The sequence below is a fragment of the Streptomyces sp. NPDC020742 genome, from assembly GCF_040641675.1.
Classification (GTDB): Bacteria; Actinomycetota; Actinomycetes; order Streptomycetales; family Streptomycetaceae; genus Streptomyces.
In genome coordinates this window covers 670184-693265 of record NZ_JBFAEA010000001.1, presented here as the reverse complement: position 1 = coordinate 693265, position 23082 = coordinate 670184, and the positions used below count along the sequence as shown (strand labels likewise).

The following is a 23082-nucleotide window of genomic DNA, read 5'->3' as shown; positions in this document are numbered from 1 at the left end:
GGCCGCCGGTCACGACCCGGCGCGCGGGAAGCTGACCTCGACCCGGCGGTTCTTCTTGCGGCCTTCCTCGGTGCTGTTGTCGGCGATCGGGTACTGCTCGCCGTAGCCGCGGATCTGGAAGCTCACCGAGGAGCCGAGGTCCTTGGCCAGCTGCTGCTGGACGGCGTTGGCGCGCTTCTTGGACAGCACCAGGCCGTGGCTGGCCGAGCCGAGGTCGTCGGTGAAGCCGAAGACCCGCAGGCTGGTGGCGTTCTGCTTCTTGATCTCGGCGGCGATGGTGTCGATCCGCGACAGCGCTTCCGGCGTCAGCTCGGCGCTGTCCTTGCCGAACAGCACCTCCGCCTGGAGCGCGAAGGTCACATTGTCGTTGGTGTCCTGCCGCCGCTCGGAGCCGTCGTCGGTCTCGATGATCGACTTGATGTTGAGCACCTTGGACGGGGCGAGTTTGGCGCCCTGGACCATCCGCAGATCGGGGTCGTGCGGATCGATCCGGACCGGCGGGTTGGAGTCCTCGGTCACGCCCGGCGGGTCGGCGTGCGCGGCGGGGGCCGACAGCGCCGCGGTCAGCAACAGGGCGACGGCCGCGGTGACGGCGCGACGGGGCGCGCGGGCCCCACGGCGGGCACGGGGGATCTCGGTGACGGTCATCGGGCGGCCCGCTCAGTCGGTGATCTGCACGGTGGCCGGCGGCATGGTCGGCAGCTGGAAGTCGACCTCGGTCACCTTCGCCGGCGGCGCCGGGAACTGCGCGAAGACCGGCCGGCTGGCGCCCGGCATCAGACCGCTCAGCCCGGTCGTGCACAGGCATTCGCCGTTGGTGTCGCGCAGCACCAGGTAGCGCTTCTTGCCCGCCTTGTCGACGAGGGTGGCTCCCGAGATGGACGAACGGGAGCGCAGCTCGGTCTCGTTGGAGCGCCAGTTGATGGCGTTGAAGGGGCGGGAGCCGTGGTTGCTGACCGTGCCGTTGACCGTGACGAAGCCGCCGGAGTCCCGGACGGCCGAGCTCAGGGTCACCACGATGCCGTCGGGGCCCTTCATCTCGCCGATCACCTTGTCGGAGTCGGCCGCCGGGCTGCCCGGGCCGCTGTCCTTGGGGGTGGCGCTGCGCGCCGGCGGCCGCTTGTCGTCCGCCTGCCCACCGCCGTCGCCGCCGCCACCACCGCAGCCGGCGACGACGAGTGCCAGCCCGACAGCGCTCGCCATGGCGACCGCTCCCCTGGCGGCCTTCGTGGTGCGCCGAATGCTCATGGATGCGATTCCTTCGATCGTCGGGTGCTCGATGGGCCGGTGGTGCGGTGGTGCGGCGTTGCCTGTGGTGCGGTGTTCCTGTAGTGCGGTGTTCCTGTGGTGCGGCGTGCGGGTGGTGCGTGCGGTGCCGGTGGTGCCTGTGGTGCGGTGTGCGGCGCGGCGGTTCGTGCGCGGTGGGGCCGGGGAGCTCAGTGGGCCAGGCGTACGGAGAACAGGTCGGCGGCGTCGGGGAGTTCGCGGAGGTGCTCGGGGTCGAGCGTCCAGTCCTTGCCGTCACAGGTGAGCGTGACGGCGGCGGCATCGCCCTCCCCGTCCTTGCCGCCCTTGCCCGGCGTGCCTCCCGTGCCTCCCGTTCCTCCCCTGCCCCCTGTTTCTCCGTTGCCTCCCTTACCGCCCTTGCCCCCCTTGTCCTTGCTGTCGGTGCCCCCGGCGCCGCCCGTCCCGCCGCCGTCCTTCCCGGCCGGGCCGAGGGTGCAGCGGGGGCCGACCACGGAGGTCGCCCGGGCCGACGCCCGGGTGTCCTCCTTGCCGGGGACGACCGAACGGCCGATGCCGTGCCGGGTGGTGACGTCCACCGCGAACGAGGTGGGCCAGGAGTCCGGGACGCAGGAGGAGACCTCGGCGTCATTGCGGCCGGCGAACCAGGCCGCGCTGGCGCAGGCCCCCGGGGACGGCGCGCCACGGCCGTTCAACAGGTCCTCCCAGGCCGCCCGGTCGCTCTCGTAGCCCCCGTCGCGGAGGCCGTCGAGCAGGTCCTTGGTCAGCAGGTCGCGGTACTTCTGCCCGGCGGCGAGCGCGGCCGCGTCGGCGGCGGTCTGCGCGCCGTTGCGGGTGGCCGCCGCCTGTCCGACCGCGAAGAAGGCGAGCGCGAGAAAGAGCAGGCCCGCTACCGCGACGATGTAGAGCGGAAAGGCCTGCCCGGCGTCGCGCCCGCTGCGGCGCGTGGTGTCGGCCGTCACGGCAGTGGCGGAGCCGCGCCCTAGATCCCGACGACGTCGGAGATCTTGTTGGCGATGGCATTGGCGATCTGGCTGCCGAAGTCCGTGGTCGACAGGACCAGAACGATCGCCACGACCACCGCGATGATGCCGAGGTACTCGATCGAGGTCTGCCCCCGGTCGTCGTTCCCCACAGTCCGCTTCGCCATCGTCTTCCCCTTCATGGGCGGCCGCACCGCTCTGGTCCGGCTGGTCTGCCCCCGTGATGTCGGCGCGGTCGGCCGCGCTCATGACACGAGAAAAGTACGCCGGAACGGCGGTCCCGGAACAGGGATTCCGTACCCAATCCTCATTCGGGGACACGGGTGGATCGCACAACGGCGCATTTCGGCCACCCAGCCGCATGTTACCCACCCCCGCTCCCCCTCCGGGACGACGCCCCGCTCCGATGCCCATGCGGGCCGGCCGGACGCTGTGCACGGTTGCGCGCAGCTGACCGCCGACCCACCCACTGTGACACAACTCGTTGCTCCTGCGAAGGTTTTGACGAGAAGCACACGGTGCGGTGTCCGCATCCGGCCGGACGCCCGGCCCCGCTACGCCCACGCGCCGCGGCCGCCGGCACCGGCGGCCGGGCAGGTCAGCGGCCCATCAGGGAGCCGAAGTTGGTCCCGGACCCCAGGAAGAAACCGGCGATGAGCAGGATCATCGTCGCCGGGACCATGAAGGTGGTGACCACCATGGTGGCCTTCGGGACCGCACGGGCGGCCCGCCGACGGGCGTTCTGGGCGTCCGTACGGCGCATGTCGTTGGCGATCTGGATCAGGGTCTCCACGATCGGGGACCCCAGCTCCTCGCCCTGCTGGAGGGCGGTGACGAACTGGGCGACCTGTTCGGAGTCGTTGCGTTTGCGCAGCTCGTCGAAGGCGGCGCGGCGGCTGACGCCCATGTCCATCTGCCGGAGTGTGATCCGGAGTTCATCCGCCCATGGCCCTTCGTACTTCTCCGCGACCCGGTCGAGTGCCTGACGGAAGCTCAGTCCGGCGCTGACGACGACGGCCAGCACATCCAGAAAGTCCGGAAGGGTGCGCTCGATGGTGTCCTTGCGCTGGCGGATGGCGGCCCAGATGCCGACCTCCGTCCAGAACAGGCCGAAGAGCACCATCAGGACGCCGAGAAGCGGCTGGCCGCGCAGGAACATCACCAGCGCGCCGACGAAGCCCAGCGCCCCGTAGACCGCGCGGCGGGCGGCGTACCGGTCGACGGTCAGCCCGCCGGGGTTGCCGGCCAGGTCGATCCGGCGGCGCACCCGGGAGGTGCGCTTGTCGCCCATCAGCCGCAGCACCAGCGGGGCGTAGCGCATGCCCGCGCGGTCCACGGCCGAGCCGACGGCCGTGGTCCGGGTGGCGCCGACCTCCAGGGACAGCGTCAGGTCGGGCGGCAGCCGCGCCTCACGGCGGTAGAGGGCGATGCCGCAGCCGATGCCGACGACCGAGAGGGCGAAGACCGCGGCCAGCAGGAGAGCGATTCCCATTCCCGTTCCGTTCCCGTTCCCGTCAGACGTCGATCTTGGACAGCCGGCGGATGAGGAAGAAGCCCACCCCGTACAGGGCGAAGGCCGCCACCACCGCGAACTGGCCGAGGAAGGAGGAGGTCATCCGGTCGATGGCGCCCGGTGCGATGCGGTTCATCAGCAGCAGGGTGCCGATGCCCAGCAACGGGACGACATAGGCGGTGACCACGACCTGGGAGAGCTGGGTGCGGACCTCCCGGCGGGTCTCCTTGCGCTCCTCCAGCGTCCTGGTGAGGTTGCGCAGCGAGCCGACGACCGTGCCGCCGGCGCGGTTGGCCAGCACCAGGGTGCTGACCAGGACCACCAGCTCGCGGGAGGGCAGGCGTTCGGCCAGCTCGCCGAGCGCCTCGTCGATGGAGTGCCCCACCGCGAGCTTGTCGGAGACCTTGGCCAACTCCTCGCCGGCCGGCGCCTCCAGCTCCTCGGCCGCCATGCCCAGGGCGGTGCGCAGCGCCAGCCCGGCCTGGGTGGCGTTGGCCAGGATCCGGGAGAGCTCGGGCAGCTGGTTGATGAACCTCTCGATCCGCTTCTGCCGCTGCCAGTTGAGGAAGGCGAACGCCGCCCAGATGGCCACCAGCGCGGCGATCGGCCCGAAGAAGGGGGCCAGGACGGCCTGGGCGACCAGCCACAGGGCGAGGACGGTGGCGAGCATGCCGACGAAGAACTCGCCGGGGGTGACGTCCAGTCCGGTGGCGGCCAGCCGCAGTTCGAGCCGCCGGCCGAAGCGGGTGGTGCGCAGGGTGCGGTCGACGGACGGGAACAGCCGGCGCTTGCCCGCGACCGGCAGCCCGCGCTCGTCGGCGAGCCGGTCGACGACGGCCTGCCGCTGGGCGCGCCCAGACGCATAGCTGCGGGCGCCGGCGACGGCCAGCACCCCGCACAGCAGGGTGCACCCGAGGGTGAGCAGGGCGAGGTGGTTCCCGCCGGTCATGAGAGGGCCTTCCGGGTGGCGAGTTGGGCGTCGGTGGCCGCCACGCCGAAGGCCGGCGGGACGGGTTCGCTCGCCATGAAGAGGCGTTCGGCGACCCGGCGGGGCAGCGGGAAGTAGCGGAAGCGGCCGTGCACGACGCGGTCGGCGCCCATCGGTTCGGCGTCGAAGCGGCAGACCGTCGCGATCCGGTAGTCCTCGTGGCCGCGGGAGTCCAGGAGGGCGATCTCGCTGATCCGGCGGGAGCCGTCGGCGTGCCGGGTGAGCTGGACCAGGCAGTCCACCGCGCTGTTGATCTGGTCCCGGATCGCCTCGAAGGGGATCTTGACGTCCGACATGGAGGCCAGCGTCTGGAGCCGCATCAGTGCGTCCTCGGCGCTGTTTGCGTGGACGGTGGCCAGCGAGCCGTCGTGGCCGGTGGACATCGCCTGGAGCATGTCGAGGGTCTCGCCGCCGCGCACCTCGCCCACGATGATCCGGTCGGGGCGCATCCGCAGGGAGTTGCGGACCAGGTCGCGGATGGTGATCCGGCCCTTGCCCTCGACGTTGGGCGGGCGCGACTCCAGCCGGATGACGTGCGACTGCTGGAGCTGGAGCTCGGCGGCGTCCTCGACGGTGATGATCCGCTCGCCGTCCGGGATCAGCCCGGAGAGCGCGTTGAGGAGCGTGGTCTTGCCCGCACCGGTGGCCCCGGAGACCACCACGTTGAACTTGGCCCGCACCAGCCCCGCCAGCAGCATCAGCATCTGCTCGTCGAGGGTGCCGATGCCGATGAGTTCGGCGAGGGTGTAGGCGCGGGGGAAGCGGCGGATGGTGAGGGTGGCGCCGTTCAGGGCGAGCGGCGGGATGATCACGTTGACCCGCTCGCCGGAGGGCAGCCGGGCGTCGACCATCGGGTTGGACTCGTCCACCCGGCGGTTGACGGTGGAGACGATCCGCTCGATGGTCTGCATCAGCTGCTCGTGGGAGGCGAAGCGGACCGGGACCAGCTCCACCCGGCCGGCCCGCTCGACGTACACCTGGTCCGGTCCGTTGACCATGATCTCGGTGATCGAGGCGTCCTCCAGCAGCGGCTCCAGGACGCCGAGGCCCAACGCCTCGTCGACCACCCGCCGGATCAGCTGGGCGCGTTCGGCGGTGGACAGCACCGGGCCCTCGCGGCTGATGATGTGGCCCAGGACGCGCTCCAGCCGGGACCGACGCTCGGCCGCGGCCAGCGAGGACATCTCGGCGAGGTCGATCTCTTCGAGCAGCTTGGCGCGGTAGGCGGCGACCATATGGCTGTCGTGGCGCGCCTCACCGGCCGGCTCGGGGGCGACGATCCGCGCTTTCAGACTCATCGCGGGGGTGCTCCTTCGTACGTGCGCAGCGCGGGGCCGAGGGCGGCCGGTGGGGCGGGCAGCGGCATGGTGGCGCTGCGTTCGGCGGGGCCGAAGTCGTCGACGCCGGGGATGATCGAGGGGATGCGGACGGTGGCGGTGGCGTTGACCGCGTCCCCGGCGCCGCCCACGGAGATCGTGGCCCGTTCCGCGACCCAGCCGCTCATCGCGGCCAGGCCGGCGGAGCGCGGATCGGTCGTGCGGTCGGCACGGTCCATCGAGGCGACCCGGGCCGCGGCCCGCGCACCGGTGCCGGCCTGTTGAACGGCGTACGCGGCCAGGCCGAGCTGGACCACGGCCAGTCCGACCAGCAGCAGGAGCGGCAGGAAGCCCAGGAACTCGATGGAGGCCTGACCGCGGTCGCGGCCGGGGGGCCGCCGGACGGCGGCCGGGCGCGGGCCAGCCGGGCAGTCGGCGGCTGAGCGCGGGCGGGCGGCGGCCGGGCGCGGGCGGTCCCGGTGGGATGCGGGGTGCGCGGTGGGGCGTGCGGTCCGGTGCGCGGCGGTCATCCTCGGTCCTCCTTCGCGGCGCCGGCCGAACCGGTGACCCGCCAGGGGAAGTCACCGGCACCGGGGAAGAGCACCGGCACCTTGAGGCGGACGGTGGCCTGCCACAGGCCGGCGCTCGGGACGCAGGACGGCTCGGCGCCGGCGCGCCAGGCGGACGGCAGCTCGTCCTCGGCGGCGGCCCGGCAGGCGCCCGCACCACCGCCCTCGGTGGCGCTGGCGGCCCGGGCGCCGCGGTCGGCCGCGTGCGCGGCGAGCGTGTAGGCGTACCCGACCAGCACCAACTGCCAGAGCAGCACGAGGACCAGCCCGATCAGCGGGAGCATCCCCAGGAACTCCACGGAGACCTGCCCCCGGTCGCCGCCACCCGGCGGGCGCCGCACCGCTCAGCCCTCCTCGTACGGGCCGGCCGGGTCGAACGGCCCGGCCGCGGCGGCCGGCCCGCGCCGCCCGCCGAACCGTACGGCGCCGCCCGCACCCGTCCCGGAGGTCGACCCCGGAGCCGTCCCGGAACCGGGAGCCGCCCCCGTGGTGAGGGCCTTGCGCCGGCGCCCGGTCAGCGACGGGCGCGCCCGGTGGCTGCCCCGGCCCTGCCGGGTGGCCGGCGCCTCGACCAGTCCGAGCTCGCCGGCCAGCGCCCACAGCGCCTGCTTGACCGTCGACCGGCTGTCCAGGTCCTGCATCCGGCCGGCGTCGACACAGGGCTGCAACTCCTTGAAGGCGGCCGGGACGTGGGTGTGGGCGACCTGGGTGCCGGTGGCCTTGGCGACCAAGGGCGGCTGGATCTCGGTGTTGCGGGTGAGGCGGTTGAGCACCGTCGTGGTCTCCTCCGCCTTGCGGATCTGCAGCCGGTCCCACAGCCGCACCTGCCGCTTGGCGGCCCGTACGGCCACCACGTCCGGAGTGGTCACCAGCAGGGCCACCTCGGCGAGTTCGACGGCCGCGGCGTTGGCGGACTGCATCTGGGAGCCGCAGTCGACCAGCACCACTTCGTAGCGGGAGCGCAGTGCGCCGATGATCTGGCGGGCCGCCCGGTCGTCGACCTCCTCGCCGCGCTCGCCCTCCTCCGGCGCCAGCAGCAGCCCCAGGCCGGTGTGGTGGTCGTGGACGGCGTCCTGGAGGACCCGTACGGAGATGTCCTGGATGCCGGCGAGGTCGACGACCGAGCGGCGGAACTGCACGTCCAGGTAGGAGGCCACATCGCCGGACTGCAGGTCCAGGTCGACCAGGGCGACGCTGCGGCCCGCGGCCCGGGCGGCCAGCGCCAGCTGGACGGCGGTGACGGTGGTGCCGACCCCGCCCTTGGCGCCGGTCACGGTCACCAGCGTGCCGGCCGGACCGGGCGCCGCCTCCGAGCCGCCCCCGAGGTGGACCCGCACCCCGGTGGCCCACTGGGCGGCGGCCTGCACCCGGGCGGCCAACTCGTCGTAGCCGAGCGGCAGTCCGACGACACCGCGGGCGCCGGCGTCCATCGCGGCGGAGAACAGCGCGGGTCCGGCGTCGGCGGTGATCAGCACCACGCCGACGGCCGGGAAGCGCAGCGCCACCTCGCGGATCAGCTCCAGCGCCGGGGTCGGGCCGATCCGCTCGTGGACCAGCACCACCTCGGGCAGCGCCTCCACGGCCGGCGGTGGACCGGCCGGGGGTGCGGCGGCGGAGTGGCCCGCGGGCGGGGCGCCGGCTCCCTGGGCGGCAGCCCCGGCCAGCGCGGAGAGCAGCGCGGCGGAGTCGGCGACGGCGGGGGCGGGTTCGGCGTCCGGCAGCTGACCGAGCAGCGCGGAGACCGTGCGGGCGGCGTCCGGATCGCCGATCGCCGGGAGGATACGGATGGTCACCTGGGCCTCCGGGTCACTTGTCGCCGTCGAGGGTGTAGCTGCGCTGGCCGGGCGGGACGATGGCCTCGCTGCCGGGGGCGAGCAGGGCGAGCCGTACGTGGGAGGCGAAGGACTCGGCGTAGGCGACCCGTTGGGCGTCCTGGGTGTTCAGCGCGAAGGTGATCGGGACGGCCTCGCCGGCCTGCCGACTCGTGGTGGTGGTCTCGCCCGGGTCCTTGGCCTCCAAGGGCGTCAGCTTGCCGACGTCGATGACCTGGGCGCCGGACACGATGACCTTGGAGACCGGCTTGTCCTCGGGGCGCTTGCCCTCGAAGGTGGCGTAGATGTTCACCCGGGCACCGGGGTTGATCTTGCCGGCCACACCGGTGGCCGCGTCGATCATGATGGCGATCTCCTGCTGGCCGGGCTTGAGGGCGGGCCGCTCAACGACCATGTCGTCCTGCAGCAGCGAACCCTTCTTCAGCGGGGTCACCGCGATCTTGCCGCTGACCTGGTCGAGATCGGTCACGGCGGTGGGCGGCAGCCAGCGCTGCGGCATCGTCACCTTCTCGAACTGCCCCGGATCCAGCGCTTTATAGGCGGCGATGTCCGTCTTCAGTCGATAGGCGGTCTTCTCGGGGCCGACCTTGGACTCGACGTTGTTGATCACCGACAGGACGCCGACGAACGCGCCGATCGCGCAGAGGACCGACAGGAGCAGCAGGATCACTCCGCGGCGCTGGCGTGAGTTCATGGGGGTGGGACCTCGATCGGGACGGGGAGCGGGCAGTTCCGGGACGGCGGCGGGGGTGGTCGGTCTCAGCGCACGCGGGCCACCGTCCGCGGGACGCCGGGCGCCTCCGGCTCACCGGCGGCGTCGGGGTGGCCGGGCAGGCGCCGGAGGCCGGGGACGCGGGGACCGTCGGACGCATAGGGGTTTCCCGGTACGGGGCGGCCCGAGCCGTAGGCGTCGCCGGGCGCGTAGGGGGTGGCTGATCCGTAGGCGTCAGCGGCTCCGTACGGGGTGGCTGATCCGTACGGGGTGCCGGTGCCGTTCGAGGTGCCCGGGGCGCCCGGGCCGTACGGGGTATCCGGGGTGACCGGGGTGCCGGTGCCGTACGAGGTGTCCGGGGTGACCGGGGTGCCGGTGCCGTACGAGATGTCCGAGGTGCCGGTGCCGTACGAGATGCCCGCCCCGTAGGAGTCCTCGGCCCCGTAGGGGGTGCTCGGCCCGTACGGGGTGCCCGACCCGTGGGAGTCGTCCGGAACGCCCGGGGCGGCGGCGCCCGTTGTGGATCCGGGACCCGGTACCCCGGGCACACCCGACGGCACCACGGGCGACAGCCCCCGCTCCGCCCAGGGCCCGGACGGCGGAGGCCCGGACGGCGGAGGCCCGGACGGCGGAGGCCCGGACGGCGCGCCCGGGGCCACGGCCGGGCCGGCCTCCACGGCCGACCGGGGCGCCCTGGCCGGGCCGGCTCCCGCGGCCGGAGCAGCCTCCTCGGCCGGAGCCGCTCCCGTCGCCGGAGAGGGGCCGGCTCCCGTGGCCGGTGGCAGGGCGGCTTCCGCGGCCGGAGGCGGGGCGTGTTCGGTCCCCCGCTCCGGCCCCGCTATGGCCGCGGGGCCACGGGCGGACGACCCGCCGCGCGCGCCCCGCTCCCGGGCCAGCGGTGCCGCGCAGAACGCACAGCGGTCACCGAGGAGTTCCCGGCCGCACCACCCGCACTCCTCGCGCCGTACGGAGGCCACCAGTTGGTGCAGGACCGACAGGTCCGGGATGGCCGCGGCGAACTCGATCAGCTTCTGGGTCCCCCACCAGCGGGCGGACTCGGCGGGCAGCCGGGCCTCGTACGCGCCCTGCACCTGCCAGGCGGGGGCGAGCGTTCGGGTCACCCACTCCGCGGTGAGCTGGCCGCGGGCGACCGCGAGCTGGGTGCCGTACCCGGGCCCGCGCAGACCGGCCTCGGTGCAGTGCCGGTCCAGGTGCACCAGGTGCGGCTCGGGGTTGGCCAGCACCGCGAAGTGCGCGCCGGGCAGCCAGGACTTCATGTGCGCGCGCAGGTCGACCTCGATCCGGTCCAGGCCGGTGACGCTGCCCAGCAGGGCGCCCGCGTGGATGTAGTGGGTCAGCAGCCGGGCGGCACTGGCCAGCACTCCGGGGCTGAAGTCGCACGGCGACAGCTGCCGCAGCTGGCGGGCGAGCAGCGCCAGGCCCAGCGGCGGCAGGGGCACCGGCACGATGGCGATCCGGTCACTTTCCAGGACGGCGCGCAGGGAGTGCAGCCGGCGGACGTGCTCGGGCGGGCAGGCGGAGGAGTAGAGCACGACCATCTCGCCGTGGTGCTCCAGGACCGCGCTGGTCTCCGTCAAGGCCTCGTCCAGCGGCTGGAGATGGGGCGCCGGGAGGACGACGGCGGCGGGGGTCTGCCTATCGGTCGCGGGCAGCGCGAGGTCAGGGCTGGTGACTGCAATCGCGGTCGGCACGTCGCTCCCCCACTCCTTCCGGCCGCCGGGGGTCCCGGGACCGCGGATCGGCACAGCTCTGCGCCATCGGCGCCATACGCTCAGCACTTTATCCACAGAGATACGCCCCGGAGAACACGTTCTGGGCTACTCGTCATCACCATCACCCGGTAGGGAAATGGCGCATACCGACCGGGCGGCCCCTACGGGAACACCCGCTTGCGTCGGGACTCTTGACAGGGCGAATGGTCTGGACCACGTTGGACGGACAGCGCAGGGGCCCCTGTAGCGCGCAACCGCACCACCCCCCTCAACTCCCCCGTCTCGGAGGCAGCCGTGGTACGCGCACGTTCAGGAGTGGTTCCCGCACACCCAGGGCACGTCGGGAGAGGGCTGAGACGGCTGTTCGCCGGCCCGGCCGCCGCGGTGCTCGCCTGGGCCGGCGTCCTCGCGGCGGACCCCGCCGCGGCCCAGACGCCGCCCGCCCCGCAGTCCGCCCCCGCCCCGCCGTCCGTCCCCGGCCCGCAGTCCGTCCACCGTCCGGCGAACGCCCCAGGCGGGGCGACCGCGCCGACCACCGCGGCCGTCCCCCGGCACGCGCTCACCGGCTACTGGCAGAACTTCGACAACGGCGCCACGGTGCAGAAACTGAAGGACGTCGACGACGCCTACGACATCATCGCGGTCTCCTTCGCCGAGGCGACCGGACAACCGGGCGCCGTCACCTTCCGCCTGGACCCGGCCGTCGGCTACGGCTCGGCCGACGATTTCAAGGCCGACATCAAGGCCAAGCAGGCCGCCGGGAAGTCGGTGATTCTCTCCGTCGGCGGCGAGCGGGGCGCGGTATCGGTCACCGACGACACCTCCGCCGGGAACTTCGCCACCTCGGTCAACCAGCTCATGGACGAGTACGGCTTCAACGGCGTCGACATCGACCTGGAGAACGGCCTCAACGCGACCTACATGGTCAAGGCCCTCAAGGCCGTGCACACCGCGCACCCCGATGCCGTGGTGACCATGGCCCCGCAGACCGTCGACATGCAGTCCCCGCAGAACGAGTACTTCAAGACGGCGCTGGGCATCAAGGACTTCATGACCGCGGTCAACATGCAGTACTACAACAGCGGTTCGATGAACGGCTGTGACGGCAAGGTCTACGCCCAGGGTTCGGTCGACTTCCTGACGTCCCTGGCCTGTATCCAACTGGAGGGCGGCCTGGACCCCTCCCAGGTCGGCATCGGCGTCCCGGCCGCACCGCGCGCGGCCGGCAGCGGCTACGTCGCCCCGTCCGTCGTCAACGCCGCGCTGGACTGCCTGACCCGCGGCAGCGGCTGCGGCTCGTTCAAGCCGCCCAGGACCTACCCGGGGCTGCGCGGCGCGATGGCCTGGTCGACCAACTGGGACGCGGCGAACGGCGGGGAGTTCGCCGGCCAGGTGGGCGCGCACGTCCACGGCCTCCCGTAGGGGCCACCCCCGTACCGCCGTTCCCGCAGCCGGGTCCCGGGCATGTCACGCCCGGGACCCGGCGATGGGTCGGGGTCGGTCACCTACGGGTGGCCGCCGGCTTCGGCAGCGCGCAGCCCGCCGCGTTCAGGTCCAGCTTGTTGCCGGCCCCGAAGCACTTGGGGATCCCGTATATCTCCTGGGCGTAGCCGATGCCCTGGTGCACCGTGGCATTGCCCTTCTCGTCGACCTCGCACGGGTTGTTGAGAGTGCACTTCTCGCCGGACTCGTTACTCGTGTTGTTGATCGCCGTGACCTTGCCGGTGGCGTTGTCGATGACCGGCGAGCCGGACGTCCCGCCGATGATCTTGCACTCGGGGGTGTAGCGGACCGAGTCCTTCCAGGTCCAGTCGCCTTCCTTGAGGGTGGGCGCGAACCCGTCGACGCCGCAGGTGTAGGTCTTCTTCCAGTATCCGGACACCACGCTGATCTTCGCGCCCTTGGTGGGGTGCTCAGTGGCCAGCTCCAGTGGCTTGATCCCGTACTTCTGCTGGATCTGGGCGTAGGTGGTGTTGGTCTGGTACAGCGACACATCGGTGTCGGTCATCGTGGCGTAGACGATCCTGGTGGCCTTGATCCGGCCCAGGTTGCCCGCCGACTTGTCGAGCAGCGTGAAGCTGCGGCTGGACGGCTGGTCGACGACGACCTCGCCGGCGCCGGGCATACCGCTTTCCAGACAGTGTCCGTTGGACATCACCAGCGCCGGGTCGTCCGGCTGCGAGGTGGGCATCTTGACGACCGAGCCGGAGCAGTTGCTCAGCGCCACGGTGCCGGCGAAGTCCACCGCCTTGGCCTTGTGGTGGGCCTGGGGGTGCGCCGCCCGTTGGGGCGCCGCATGGGCCGTTCCTACGGTGCCCACCAGGGCTGCGGCTCCCAGCACGGCCGTGGCCAGGGTGCCGACGAGAGGTCGATTCATGTGGGGGTCCTCTCAAGCTCTTGTGCCGAAGGCCCCTTCGGAGCCTTCGGATTTGTCGTGCGCATTCTCAGCGACCCGCCTCGGCAATGCAATCAACTACCCGGCCAAGAAGGCACGTTGCCGGATCCGGCCCGCGGGCTCCGGCGGTCACCGGCGGCCCACATCTGGCCGACCGGACTCCTTGACCCGACCATGCCAACGCCCGAACACTGGCGCGGTCGCTTCGCCTCACACCCCCACAGGAGTCCGCATGCGACCACGGATACCCGGCGGACGCACCACCGTCCTCGCCGCGCTCCTCTCCCTCGCCCTCGCCGCCCCGATCGCCGCCGCCCAGGCCCAAGGCGCCCCGCCCCACGGGCCCGTCGCCGGCACCGCCCCGGATGCCGAACGTCCCCACCAGTACGAGGTCACCGGCCCCGCCACGGCCGCGGCCCGCACCGCCCTGGCCGCGACCGGCGCCAGCATCGACGAGGTGCACGACCGGGCCGTCGTCATCACCGCCGACCGCGCCCAGGCCGCGGCGGTCCGCCGCCTCGGCCACACCCTGCGGAGGCTGCCCGACCCGCCGGTTGCGCCCCCGGCCGCCCCGGGGGCCAGGGCCAAGGACTTCCCGCCGGGCTACACCGGCTACCACACCTACGCCGAGGCGACCAAGGAGATCGACGCCCTGGTCGCCAAGTACCCCGCCCTGCTGTCCAAACAGGTCATCGGCACCTCCCACGAGGGCCGGAACCTCCTCGCCCTCAAGCTCAGCAAGAACGTCAGCAAGGACGAGAACGAACCCGAGGTGCTCTTCACCGCCCATCAGCACGCCCGGGAACACCTCACCGTCGAGATGGCCCTCTATCTCCTGAACGAGCTCACCTCGAAGTACGGCTCCGACGCCCGCGTCACCAAGCTGCTCGACTCCCGCGAGATCTGGATCATCCCGGACCTGAACCCGGACGGCGGCGCGTACGACATCGCCAGTGGCAACTTCCGCAGCTGGCGCAAGAACCGGCAGCCCAACCAAGGCACCAGCCAGGTCGGCACCGACCTCAACCGCAACTGGGACTTCAAGTGGGGCTGCTGCGACGGCTCCTCGGGCAACCCGGCCGACGAGACCTACCGGGGCGCCTCCGCCGCCTCCGCGCCCGAGGTCCAGGTCGTCTCGAAGTTCGTCCGCAGCCGGATCGTGGGCGGCACCCAGCAGATCAAGGCCGCCATCGACTTCCACACCTACAGCGAACTGGTGCTGTGGCCCTTCGGGTTCACCGACGACGACACCGGCCCCGGTATGACCCAGGACGAGCACGACACCTTCGCCACCATCGGCAAGAAGATGGCCGCCACCAACGGCTACACGCCCGAGCAGTCCAGCGACCTCTACATCACGGACGGCGCGATCGACGACTACCTCTGGGGCGACCAGCGGATCTTCGCGTACACCTTCGAGATGTACCCGTCGTCCTTCGGCTCCGGCGGCTTCTACCCACGGGACTCGGTGATCTCCAAGCAGACCTCCCGCAACCGCGAGGCGGTACTCCAACTCCTGGACCTCGCCGACTGCCCGTACCGCGCGATCGGCAAGCAGAACCAGTACTGCAAGGGGAGGTGACCGCGCTCGACCACTGAGGCAAGGGGCGCCCGGCCCGGACGCGGCACCTCGGTCCGGTCCGGGCGCTCTGCCTCTGCGGAACCGCTAGAGCAGGTGGTCGGCCTTACCGGCCTTGATGTCGTGGATGAGCGCGCGAAGGGCCTCACGGGAATCGGTCACGTAGGCGTCTTCGGCACCGGCTACGGCGATGTAGGCGTTGCCGCGGGCGTCCGTCCCTATGCGGAAGCAGGCCGAGCCCTCGGCGCAGAACGGCTCTTCCCAGCGGATGTCCAGCACGGTGACCTCCTAGAGTGAGCGTGCGATCTTTTGGATGACGTCACGCGAAGCCGAGGCCGACAACGACGCATCTCCACGCCCATGGGGGCCGGAGGCTAGAGCAGGTGGTCGGCCTTGCCCGCCTTGATGTCGCTAATGAGTGCGCGAAGGGCCTCACGCGAGTCGGACACGTAGGCGCCCTCCGCGCCCGCCACCGCGATATAGGCATTGCCGCGGGCGTCCGTCCCTATGCGGAAGCAGTTGTTGCCTTCGCCGCAGAAGGGCTCTTCCCAATTGATTTCCGGCATGGCGAACCTCCTAGAGTGAACGTGCGATCCTTCGGATGACGTCACGCGAAGCCGGGGCCGACAACGACGCATCGTCCATCCAGCCCAGGTGGGCGCGGTACTTCGCAAGCTGAGCGTCTGCGTGGGTGAATTCCGGTCCATGAGCGGAGTCCAACTGCACCGTGTCGAGTTGCGGCACGACGCCGTAGGCATACAGCAACGCATGCCCCGCTCCTGGGAACGCGCCCGCCTCTACCGGGAGCACGCGTATGTCGATGCCGTCGCGCTCTGATGCCTGACACAGGTGGTCAAGCTGGTGCCGCATCACGTCGGGCCCGCCGAACCTCATCCGCAGGGCCGCCTCGTGGACGTAGGCAACATATGCGGGCGGCTCGGGCCGTTCGAAGACTCTCTGGCGCTCCATACGATGGACGACGCGCAGCTCAACTTCCAGTCGTGTCGGGGGTGGAAGTACTGCGGCAAAGACGGCGCGGGCGTACTCCTCAGTCTGGAAGAGGCCCGGAACGTGGACCGTCTGCGCCGTGCTGATCCGAGCAGCGTTCCATTCGAGTTCCGCGATATCCAACAGCCCTGCGGCGAGTGTGCCCCGGTCCCGTTCCCACCAACCGCGCTCCCTGGTCACGGCCATAGCAACCAGGGCAGCGACGTACCGCTCGTCGGCACACGCGTAGTTGCAGGCGAGCCTGCGCACACGCTCGGGAGAGATCGACCTGATGCCGCTCTCCATGTTGGAAACCCGCGTCCGGTCGATGCCCAACAGGCCGGCGGCGTACTCGGTCGTAGCGCCGGCGGCGAGACGCATCTTGCGCAATTCGGCGCCAAGCCGTCTCTGTCGCACCGTCGGCGTGCTTCTGGTCGACATGCAGCCCCTTCTGCCGTGGTCGGCGCCAGTCTGCCCCTGATCTGGGCCACGAGTCCACAGAAGGGGGGTAGTTACCCCTCTTTGCGATGGACACCGTGACCCCGCCACCCCTACATTCAGTAACGCAACGCTTACGCTCGACGCAGTCGGAAGCGCATCGCGCGAGCCTGCCCGCATCCTCCTGCCCTGGGAGGGGCCGGCCGCGCCAGGGAGACAGGCCACCGGCTGCCGCACCATCAACCACCCTTGACATGCAGGGAGTTGCCATGTCCGCAGCCGTGACCGTCTGCCCGCATCCCGTCGAGACGCGCACACCCCGTGTGCCGGAGAACCTGGCCTACAGCCTCACCCTCCCCGCCGCGCTCGCCAGTCCGGCCGTCGCACGCTCGGCCGCCCGTACGCTCCTGGAGGCGCACGGCCTGCGCGAGGTGACGGCGGCCGCCGTCCAAGTCGTCGGTGAACTCACCGCCTGTGCCTGCCTTTTCACGCCATCCGACAGCGTCTATCTCTCGCTGCGCTACCGCGACGACGCGCTGCGCGTCAGCCTGTACGACGGGCACCCACGCCATACGCACCGCCGGCTCGCGGCGGCCTGCGATGCGCGGCGGCGGTCCGTACTCCTGCTGCTGGCCTGTGTCATGCACGCCTGCGAAGGCGAGTGGGGAATCGGCGGATCGTCGGAGAGCGGTGACGGAACGCGGTTGTGGGCCGTACTGCCCCGCGCGGGGGCACGGGCGTACGGGCAGACGGGATGACGGCGGGGCGTCCGGTGCGGTGGCGGACGCCCGGCAACGGGTACGTGGATCCTGCGTGCGGCGCCCCTAGACGACCAGGCTCACCAGCGCCGCTACCGCGAACCCGGCGACCGAGAGCACGGACTCCAGCACCGTCCAGGACGTCAGGGTGTCGCGCTCGGTGATGCCGAAGTACTTGCTGACCATCCAGAACCCGCCGTCATTGACGTGCGAGGCGAAGATCGACCCCGCCGAGATCGCCATGATGACCAGCGCGAGATGGGCCTGGGACAGGTGCTGGCCCTCGATGAGGGGGACGACAATGCCGGCCGTGGTGACGATGGCGACCGTCGCCGAGCCCTGGGCCACCCGTAGGACCAGGGCGAGGAGGTAGGCCAGGACGATCACCGGAAGGCCGACGTGGTGGAAGGCGTCGGAGAGCGCGGTGGCCACGCCGCTGCCCTTGAGGACGGCGCCGAAGACCCCGCCCGCGCCGACCACCAGCAGGATGTTGCCGACCGGCTTCAACGACGCGGTGGAGACGGTGCCCAGCGACGCGCGGGACCAGCCCCGGCGGATGCCCAGCAGGTAGTACGCCATCAGTAGCGCCAGGGTCAGGGCGACGAAGGGGTGGCCGAAGAACTCGAGGACCGAGCGGCCGGTGGAGGGCGGCAGCACGATGGAGGAGAAGGTCGCCAGCAGGATCAGGGTCAGGGGGGTGCCGATGACGGCGAGGACGGTGCCCAGCGGTACCGGCCGCTCCGCCCGCCCGCCGCCGGCCACGGCCCGCCCGGCGGCGACCGCGGCCCGCTCGGCGGCGACCGCCGCCCTGGCCTCCTCGGCCGCCTCGACCATGTCCGCCGGCACCCCGACGAACAGCCGCTCGCCGATCCAGGCCGCGTACCCCCAAGCGGCAAGCACGGCGGGGAGCCCGCAGACCAGGCCCATCAGGACGACCCAGCCGAGGTCGACGTGGAGCAGTCCGGCCGCCGCCACCGGGCCCGGGTGCGGCGGCAGGAAGGCGTGGGTCATGGACAGGCCCGCCAGCAGGGGCATGCAGTAGAGCAGGATCGACCTGCCCCCGCTCTTGGCGGCCGCGTACACGATCGGCGCGAGGACGAAGATGCCGACGTCGAAGAAGACCGGTATGCCGAAGATCAGGCCGGTCACGCCCATGGCCAGCGGGGCGCGCCGCTCGCCGAAGAGGCGCAGCAGACGGTCGCTCAACACCTCGGCTCCGCCGGAGACTTCGAGAATCGCACCGAGCATGGTGCCCAGCCCGATGATGAGGGCGACATGACCGAGGATGCCGCCCATCCCGGTCTCGATCATCGAGACGGCGTCGGACTTCTGGACCGTGCCGAAGAGTTCGGTGACGGAGAGGCCGGCGGCCAGGCCGACCGCGAGGGAGACGCCGAGCAGCGCCACGAAGGGCTGGAGGCGGACCTTGATGATCAGCAGGAGCAGCAGCGCGATGCCGAGGGCGGCGACCGTCAGCAGGCCCGCGGTGCCGGGTATCACGGCGAGCAGCCCGCCGGTGTGGGGTGGCGGCGCGGCGGGGTCCGTGGCAGCGAGGAACATGCGGTGACTCCGTTGTCAGGCAGGGTGTTTCGCGGCAGGGGGGACCGCGGCAGGGCGCCCCGGGGGTGCGGGGCGCCGCGCCGTGCGGCGGGTGGTGCGGACCGGTTAAGGGCACGGGTGGTGGCTCAGCTCAGGGCGGCGAGGGCGTCGATCTCGATGAGGAGGCCCTGGGGCAGTCCGACGTAGACGGTGGTGCGGGCGGCGGGGGCCTGGGTCAGGCCCTGCGCCTCGAAGTAGGCGTCGTAGATCTCGTTCATCTCGGCGAAGTGCGCCACGTCGGTGAGGTAGACGCGGATCATCATCACGTCGTCCCAGGTGGCGCCGCCCTCTTCGAGGACCGCGCGGACGTTGGCGAGGGTCTGCAGGGTCTGCTCGCGCAAGGTGGGGCCGGCGGGCGTCGGCGGCTGGCCCTCTACGGCGGGCAGGAAGCCGACCTGGCCGGCGACCTGGAGGAGGTTGCCCTTCCGGACGCCGTGGGAGAACTTCGCGGGCGGGGTGGTGTGGGTGGCGGGAGTGAGTGCGATCTTGTCCGTCATACGGTCTCCTTCGGCGAGATCCTGTCTGTCATACGGGGTCCTTCGGCAGGATCCTGTCCGTCATACGGGGTCCTTCGGAGAGATCCTGTCCGTCATACGGGGTCCTTCGGTGCGGTGGTCCCGGAGTACTCCCGGCTGATGGCGTCGGCGGTGCGGCGCACCAGCGGGAGCAGCTTGAGGAGTTCCTCGGCGCCGACGACGACGTTCGGCGCGGAGACCGACATCGCGGCCACCGCCCGGCCGTCCGCACCCCGGACGGGTGCGCCGACGCAGTTGATGGACTCCTCGTGGCCTCCGAGGTCGGTGGCCCAGCCCTGTTCGCGCACCGTGGCCAGCTCGGCGAGGAAGGCCGGGGCGTTCGGTGTCGAACGGGGGGTGTAGAGGGGGTAGTCGAGCCTCTCCGCGAGGGCGCGGCGCTCCGCTTCGGGCAGGTCGGCCAGGAGCAACTTGGCGACCGCGGCGACGGTTATCGCGACGGGCTTGCCGATCCGGGAGTACATCCGGACCGGGTAGCGGCTCTCGACCTTGTCGATGTAGAGGACCTCGTTCTCCTCCAGGACCGCGAGGTGGACGGTGTGTCCGCACTTCTCGTTGAGTGCGACGAGGTGGGGGTGGGCGATCTCGCGTACGTCGAGGCTCTCGGCAGCCTGTTGGGCGAGCGCGAACAGCCGGGCGCCGAGCCGGTAGCGCTGGTCGGGCTGGCGGTGGACGAGGCCGTGTTCGTGGAGGGTGCGCAGCAGCCGCAGGGCGGTGGACTTGTGGACGCCGAGCCGGTCGGCGACCTGTCCCAGGTCGGCGGGTCCCCCGGCGAGCAGCGGCAGGATGCTCAGGGCGCGGTCGACGGTCTGGCTCATGCTGGTGCCTCGCTCCGCTCGGCCCGGTCTTCGTCCGGGGCACGCCGCTGGGTGGTTGGCTCGCCGCGCGGAGGGCCGGCATCGTGCACGGCGTGGGCCTCCTCGACGGCCCGTTCGTCGGCCGCCGTGGACTTCGTCCAGCCAGGGCCGAGGCGCAGTGTCCCCCAGGCTGCGGGGCCAAGAGCGGCCAGTCGGTCGGCGTGCGCGCGGGAGGGGGGCTCCGCGAGGTCGCCGGGGACGGTGAGGACCGCGGCGGCCCACAGGTGGCCGTACCGCAGGCGGGTGGGGACGGGCAGGTCGCGCAGGGTGGCGGCGAGGAAGCCGGCGGCGAAGGCGTCGCCCGCGCCGGGGGCGGCAACCACCCCGACCCGTGGCGCGGGTTCGGCGTGCCGGCCGCCGTGCCGGTCGTAAGCGACGGCGCCGGCGGCCCCGCGTTTGACGACCAGGGTGGCGGGTTCGGGCAGGGCGGCGCGTACCGCGTCCGGGCCGCCGGTCAGGCCCCAGGCGTCGGCCGCCTCGTCCTCGCCGACGAACACCAGGTCGGCGCCGCGGGCGAGGTCGAGCAGCACCCGGGTGTCCGCGGCATCGTCCCACAGGCCGGGGCGGTGGTTGACGTCGAAGGAGACCAGGGGGCGGCCGGCCCGGCGGGCGGTGAGGGCGCGCAGCAGGCCGAGGCAGTCGGCGGAGAGCGCGGCGGAGATCCCCGACAGGTGCAGCACCCGCCCGGAGTCGGCCGCGGCCGCCGGCACGGTGCCGACGGACATCGCGGAGGCGGCCGACCCGGCCCGGTAGTAGGCGACCTCATGGGCGCCGGTGGCGCGGTCGCCGGCGGTGCGGAAGTAGACGCCGGTGGGGCGCCGCGGGTCGCGCCGTACGAGGGAGACATCGACCCCGCAGCCGGCGATGGCGGTGACGAGGTGGTCGCCGAAGCCGTCGGCGCCGACCCGGGAGATCCAGCGCGCCGTGTGCCCGGCGCGGGCGAGGGTACAGGCGACGTTGGACTCGGCGCCCCCGATGGCGCGGTCGAAGGAGGGCACCTCGGCCAGCCGGCCGGGGTGGCGGGGCAGGAAGGTGACCATGGACTCGCCGAGACAGACGACGTCGACGTCCGGGGCGGGGGTGCTGTCCGGGACGCGTGTGCCGTCCGGGAGGCGGGTGTCGTACGGGACGTGGGTGTTGTCCGGGGCAGGGGGGCCGTCCGGGGCAGGTGCGCCGTCCAGGACGGGAATGCCGTACGAGGCAGGGGTGCCGTTCGGGGCGGGGCCGCCGTCCGGGACGCGGGGGCCGTCCGGGGCGGGGCGTTCGCCGGCGTTCGGGGGCCTGCTCACGTCGGGTGCCTCCTTCGCTGTGCGGCTCGTCGGGGCGGTGCGCGTGGTGCAGGTCCGGGGCGGGTCCGGGGCGGGGTCGAGTTCGGCTTCGGGTCAGGTCCGGGTCCGAGTCGGGGTCGGGCTCGGGTGAGGTCCGGGCCCGGGTCGGGCGGGCGCCCGGGGCCGCCGCCGCCCGGCTCCCCACCAGGCTTCCCACCAGGTCTCCCCGCAGGCATCCCGGCGCGTTTCCGGGCGGGTCTCAGGGCGGATTTCCGGGCGGGTCTCAGGGCGCGTCGCCGGGCGGGTCTCCCACCATTGACCGGGCAATGGGCCGGATGTTAGACAGCTGCCAGCGATATACGCAACGGGTGTTGCAGAGGGTGCAACAAGATCGTGTGAGGAGGCGTCCATGGCCGGTGAGCGGCTCGCGCAGGGACTGCAGGAACTCGCGGACGAACGGGTCGACCACCGCTTCAAGGGACTTCCGCCGGACGCCGAGGGACTGACCGTCGGCGAGCTGGCCGCCGAGCGCCGCAACCTCTTCGACGGCGGCTTCACCACCCCCGTATTGGCCCTCTCCGCCGAGTCGGTCGAGCACAACCTCGCCCTGATGGAGACCTACGCCGACCGGCACGGCCTCGCCTTCGCCCCGCACGGCAAGACCTGTATGGCCCCGCAGCTCTTCGCCCGCCAACTGGAGTACGGCGCCTGGGGCATCACCGCCGCCGTCCCCCACCAGCTGCGCGTCTACCGCCGCTTCGGGATCCAGCGGATCTTCCTCGCCAACGAGGTCGTTGACGCCGCCGCGCTGCGCTGGCTCGCCGGTGAACTCGCCGACGACCCCCACTTCCACCTCATCTGCTACGTCGACTCGCTGCGCGGCATCGAGCTGATGGACCGGGCGCTGCGGGAGGCCGGTGCGACCCGCCCGGTGGACGTGGTCATCGAGCTGGGCGCCGGCGACGGCGCCCGGACCGGCGTCCGCACCGAGACCGAGTGCCGGGAACTCGCCGACGCCATCGCGGGCGTAGACACCCTCCGTCTGGTGGGCGTGGCCGGCTACGAGGGTGAGGTGCCCGACGCCACCCCCGCACGGGTGGCGTCCTGGCTGCGCCGACTGGTCGCGCTGGCCGTGGAGTTGGACCAGGCCGGTCGGTTCGCCGACCTGGACCGGATCGTGGTCAGCGCCGGCGGCAGCGCCTGGTTCGACACGGTCGCCGAGGTCTTCGACGAGATCCCCGAGCTGTCCGCCCCGGTCCTGAAGCTGCTGCGCTCGGGCGCGTACGTCTCGCACGACAGCGGCCACTACCGCCGGCTGACCCCCTTCAACCGCATCCCGGACGAGGGCGCCCTGCAACCGGCGTTCCGTCTGTGGGCGCAGGTGGTCTCCCGCCCCACGCCCACCCAGGCGTTCGTCAACGCGGGCAAGCGCGACGCCGCCCACGACCTGGATCTGCCGCAGGCCCAGGCCGTACGGTCCGGCCGGGACGGCACCGAGCGGCCGGCGCAGGGGCTCACCGTCACGGGGCTGTCCGACCAGCACGCCTGGCTGTCCACCGAGCGTCCCGGCGATGTGGAGGTCGGCGACTGGGTGGCGCTGGGCCTGTCGCACCCCTGCACGTCCTTCGACAAGTGGCAACTGATCCCGCTGGTCGAACGGGACGGCACGGTCACCGACTTCATCCGCACCTTCTTCTGAGGTCCGTGACGTTCTTTTGAGGACCGCGCCGTTCCCCTGACGACCGCGCCGTCTTCCGGGGACCACGCCGTCTTTTGC

General features: G+C 72.3%; 24 protein-coding genes. 4 read left to right on the top strand and 20 right to left on the bottom strand.

Going from position 1 to position 23082, the window contains the following annotated elements; all coding sequences use genetic code 11:
- Positions 1-9: 9 nt before the first annotated feature.
- The 12 genes from AB0G84_RS02990 to AB0G84_RS02935 all read right to left on the bottom strand — a co-directional run bounded on the left by AB0G84_RS02990 (position 10) and on the right by AB0G84_RS02935 (position 10870).
- Complete coding sequence (locus tag AB0G84_RS02990) at positions 10-648, bottom strand: OmpA family protein (RefSeq protein ID WP_361314546.1); 639 nt, start codon at positions 646-648, stop codon at positions 10-12.
- A 12-nt stretch (positions 649-660) separates the two neighbouring features.
- Entirely contained in the window at positions 661-1248 is a 588-nt protein-coding gene (locus AB0G84_RS02985; protein ID WP_361314543.1) for a hypothetical protein, read from the bottom strand.
- Positions 1249-1436: 188 nt separating this feature from the next.
- Entirely contained in the window at positions 1437-2207 is a 771-nt protein-coding gene (locus AB0G84_RS02980; RefSeq protein ID WP_361314540.1) for a pilus assembly protein TadG-related protein, read from the bottom strand.
- 20 nt (positions 2208-2227) lie between these two features.
- Positions 2228-2395, bottom strand: a complete 168-nt coding sequence (locus AB0G84_RS02975) for a hypothetical protein (protein WP_361314537.1) — start codon at positions 2393-2395, stop codon at positions 2228-2230.
- A gap of 431 nt (positions 2396-2826) precedes the next feature.
- Complete coding sequence (locus AB0G84_RS02970; RefSeq protein WP_361314534.1) at positions 2827-3720, bottom strand: DUF5936 domain-containing protein; 894 nt, start codon at positions 3718-3720, stop codon at positions 2827-2829.
- Positions 3721-3742: 22 nt separating this feature from the next.
- Positions 3743-4690 carry a type II secretion system F family protein gene (locus AB0G84_RS02965; RefSeq protein WP_361314531.1) on the bottom strand — a complete coding sequence of 316 codons (948 nt, stop codon included), beginning with the start codon at positions 4688-4690 and terminating at the stop codon, positions 3743-3745.
- A complete protein-coding gene (locus tag AB0G84_RS02960; protein ID WP_361314528.1) occupies positions 4687-6027 on the bottom strand; it encodes a CpaF family protein in 1341 nt (446 codons plus the stop codon). The genes AB0G84_RS02965 and AB0G84_RS02960 overlap by 4 nt, the downstream gene beginning before the upstream one ends.
- Positions 6024-6410, bottom strand: coding sequence for a TadE/TadG family type IV pilus assembly protein (locus AB0G84_RS02955; protein ID WP_361315118.1), 387 nt, complete (start codon positions 6408-6410; stop codon positions 6024-6026). The genes AB0G84_RS02960 and AB0G84_RS02955 overlap by 4 nt, the downstream gene beginning before the upstream one ends.
- Before the next feature lie 161 nt (positions 6411-6571).
- On the bottom strand, positions 6572-6955 hold the full coding sequence (locus tag AB0G84_RS02950) for a TadE/TadG family type IV pilus assembly protein (protein WP_361314525.1): 384 nt from the start codon (positions 6953-6955) through the stop codon (positions 6572-6574).
- A 3-nt stretch (positions 6956-6958) separates the two neighbouring features.
- Positions 6959-8407, bottom strand: a complete 1449-nt coding sequence (locus AB0G84_RS02945; protein WP_361314522.1) for a P-loop NTPase — start codon at positions 8405-8407, stop codon at positions 6959-6961.
- A gap of 13 nt (positions 8408-8420) precedes the next feature.
- Positions 8421-9140: a Flp pilus assembly protein CpaB gene (cpaB, locus tag AB0G84_RS02940; RefSeq protein ID WP_361314519.1), complete on the bottom strand. Its 720-nt coding sequence runs from the start codon at positions 9138-9140 to the stop codon at positions 8421-8423.
- Between the two features lie 65 nt (positions 9141-9205).
- Positions 9206-10870, bottom strand: coding sequence for a hypothetical protein (locus AB0G84_RS02935; protein ID WP_361314516.1), 1665 nt, complete (start codon positions 10868-10870; stop codon positions 9206-9208).
- 372 nt (positions 10871-11242) lie between these two features.
- Between AB0G84_RS02935 and AB0G84_RS02930 the strand changes: the two genes are divergently transcribed.
- On the top strand, positions 11243-12313 hold the full coding sequence (locus AB0G84_RS02930; protein ID WP_361315116.1) for a chitinase: 1071 nt from the start codon (positions 11243-11245) through the stop codon (positions 12311-12313).
- A 79-nt stretch (positions 12314-12392) separates the two neighbouring features.
- Here AB0G84_RS02930 and AB0G84_RS02925 read toward each other — a convergent pair whose 3' ends face one another.
- Positions 12393-13268, bottom strand: a complete 876-nt coding sequence (locus tag AB0G84_RS02925) for a trypsin-like peptidase domain-containing protein (protein ID WP_361314513.1) — start codon at positions 13266-13268, stop codon at positions 12393-12395.
- Between the two features lie 250 nt (positions 13269-13518).
- Here AB0G84_RS02925 and AB0G84_RS02920 point away from each other — a divergent pair, with 250 nt between their 5' ends.
- Positions 13519-14868 carry a M14 family metallopeptidase gene (locus AB0G84_RS02920; protein ID WP_361314510.1) on the top strand — a complete coding sequence of 450 codons (1350 nt, stop codon included), beginning with the start codon at positions 13519-13521 and terminating at the stop codon, positions 14866-14868.
- A gap of 84 nt (positions 14869-14952) precedes the next feature.
- On the opposite strand, the gene AB0G84_RS02915 is transcribed toward AB0G84_RS02920, so the two are convergent.
- From AB0G84_RS02915 to AB0G84_RS02905, 3 genes are all read right to left on the bottom strand, one after another.
- On the bottom strand, positions 14953-15144 hold the full coding sequence (locus tag AB0G84_RS02915) for a hypothetical protein (RefSeq protein ID WP_361314507.1): 192 nt from the start codon (positions 15142-15144) through the stop codon (positions 14953-14955).
- A gap of 95 nt (positions 15145-15239) precedes the next feature.
- Positions 15240-15431 (bottom strand): hypothetical protein, encoded by a 192-nt coding sequence (locus AB0G84_RS02910; protein ID WP_361314504.1) that lies wholly within the window; start codon positions 15429-15431, stop codon positions 15240-15242.
- A gap of 10 nt (positions 15432-15441) precedes the next feature.
- The gene (locus AB0G84_RS02905; protein ID WP_361314501.1) at positions 15442-16293 is read right to left on the bottom strand and encodes a helix-turn-helix transcriptional regulator; all 852 of its coding nucleotides are present in this window, start codon (positions 16291-16293) and stop codon (positions 15442-15444) included.
- 266 nt (positions 16294-16559) lie between these two features.
- Here AB0G84_RS02905 and AB0G84_RS02900 point away from each other — a divergent pair, with 266 nt between their 5' ends.
- Positions 16560-17048, top strand: a complete 489-nt coding sequence (locus AB0G84_RS02900) for an ATP-binding protein (protein ID WP_361314498.1) — start codon at positions 16560-16562, stop codon at positions 17046-17048.
- 66 nt (positions 17049-17114) lie between these two features.
- Here the strand turns inward: AB0G84_RS02900 and AB0G84_RS02895 are convergent, their stop codons facing one another.
- From AB0G84_RS02895 to AB0G84_RS02880, 4 genes are all read right to left on the bottom strand, one after another.
- Positions 17115-18608 (bottom strand): gluconate:H+ symporter, encoded by a 1494-nt coding sequence (locus tag AB0G84_RS02895; protein ID WP_361314495.1) that lies wholly within the window; start codon positions 18606-18608, stop codon positions 17115-17117.
- A gap of 125 nt (positions 18609-18733) precedes the next feature.
- Complete coding sequence (locus tag AB0G84_RS02890) at positions 18734-19144, bottom strand: RidA family protein (RefSeq protein WP_361314492.1); 411 nt, start codon at positions 19142-19144, stop codon at positions 18734-18736.
- A 92-nt stretch (positions 19145-19236) separates the two neighbouring features.
- Positions 19237-19998 carry an IclR family transcriptional regulator gene (locus tag AB0G84_RS02885; protein WP_361314489.1) on the bottom strand — a complete coding sequence of 254 codons (762 nt, stop codon included), beginning with the start codon at positions 19996-19998 and terminating at the stop codon, positions 19237-19239.
- A complete protein-coding gene (locus AB0G84_RS02880) occupies positions 19995-21326 on the bottom strand; it encodes a sugar kinase (protein ID WP_361314486.1) in 1332 nt (443 codons plus the stop codon). The genes AB0G84_RS02885 and AB0G84_RS02880 overlap by 4 nt, the downstream gene beginning before the upstream one ends.
- A gap of 388 nt (positions 21327-21714) precedes the next feature.
- Between AB0G84_RS02880 and AB0G84_RS02875 the strand changes: the two genes are divergently transcribed.
- Positions 21715-23004 carry an amino acid deaminase gene (locus tag AB0G84_RS02875; RefSeq protein ID WP_361314483.1) on the top strand — a complete coding sequence of 430 codons (1290 nt, stop codon included), beginning with the start codon at positions 21715-21717 and terminating at the stop codon, positions 23002-23004.
- Positions 23005-23082 lie beyond the last annotated feature (78 nt).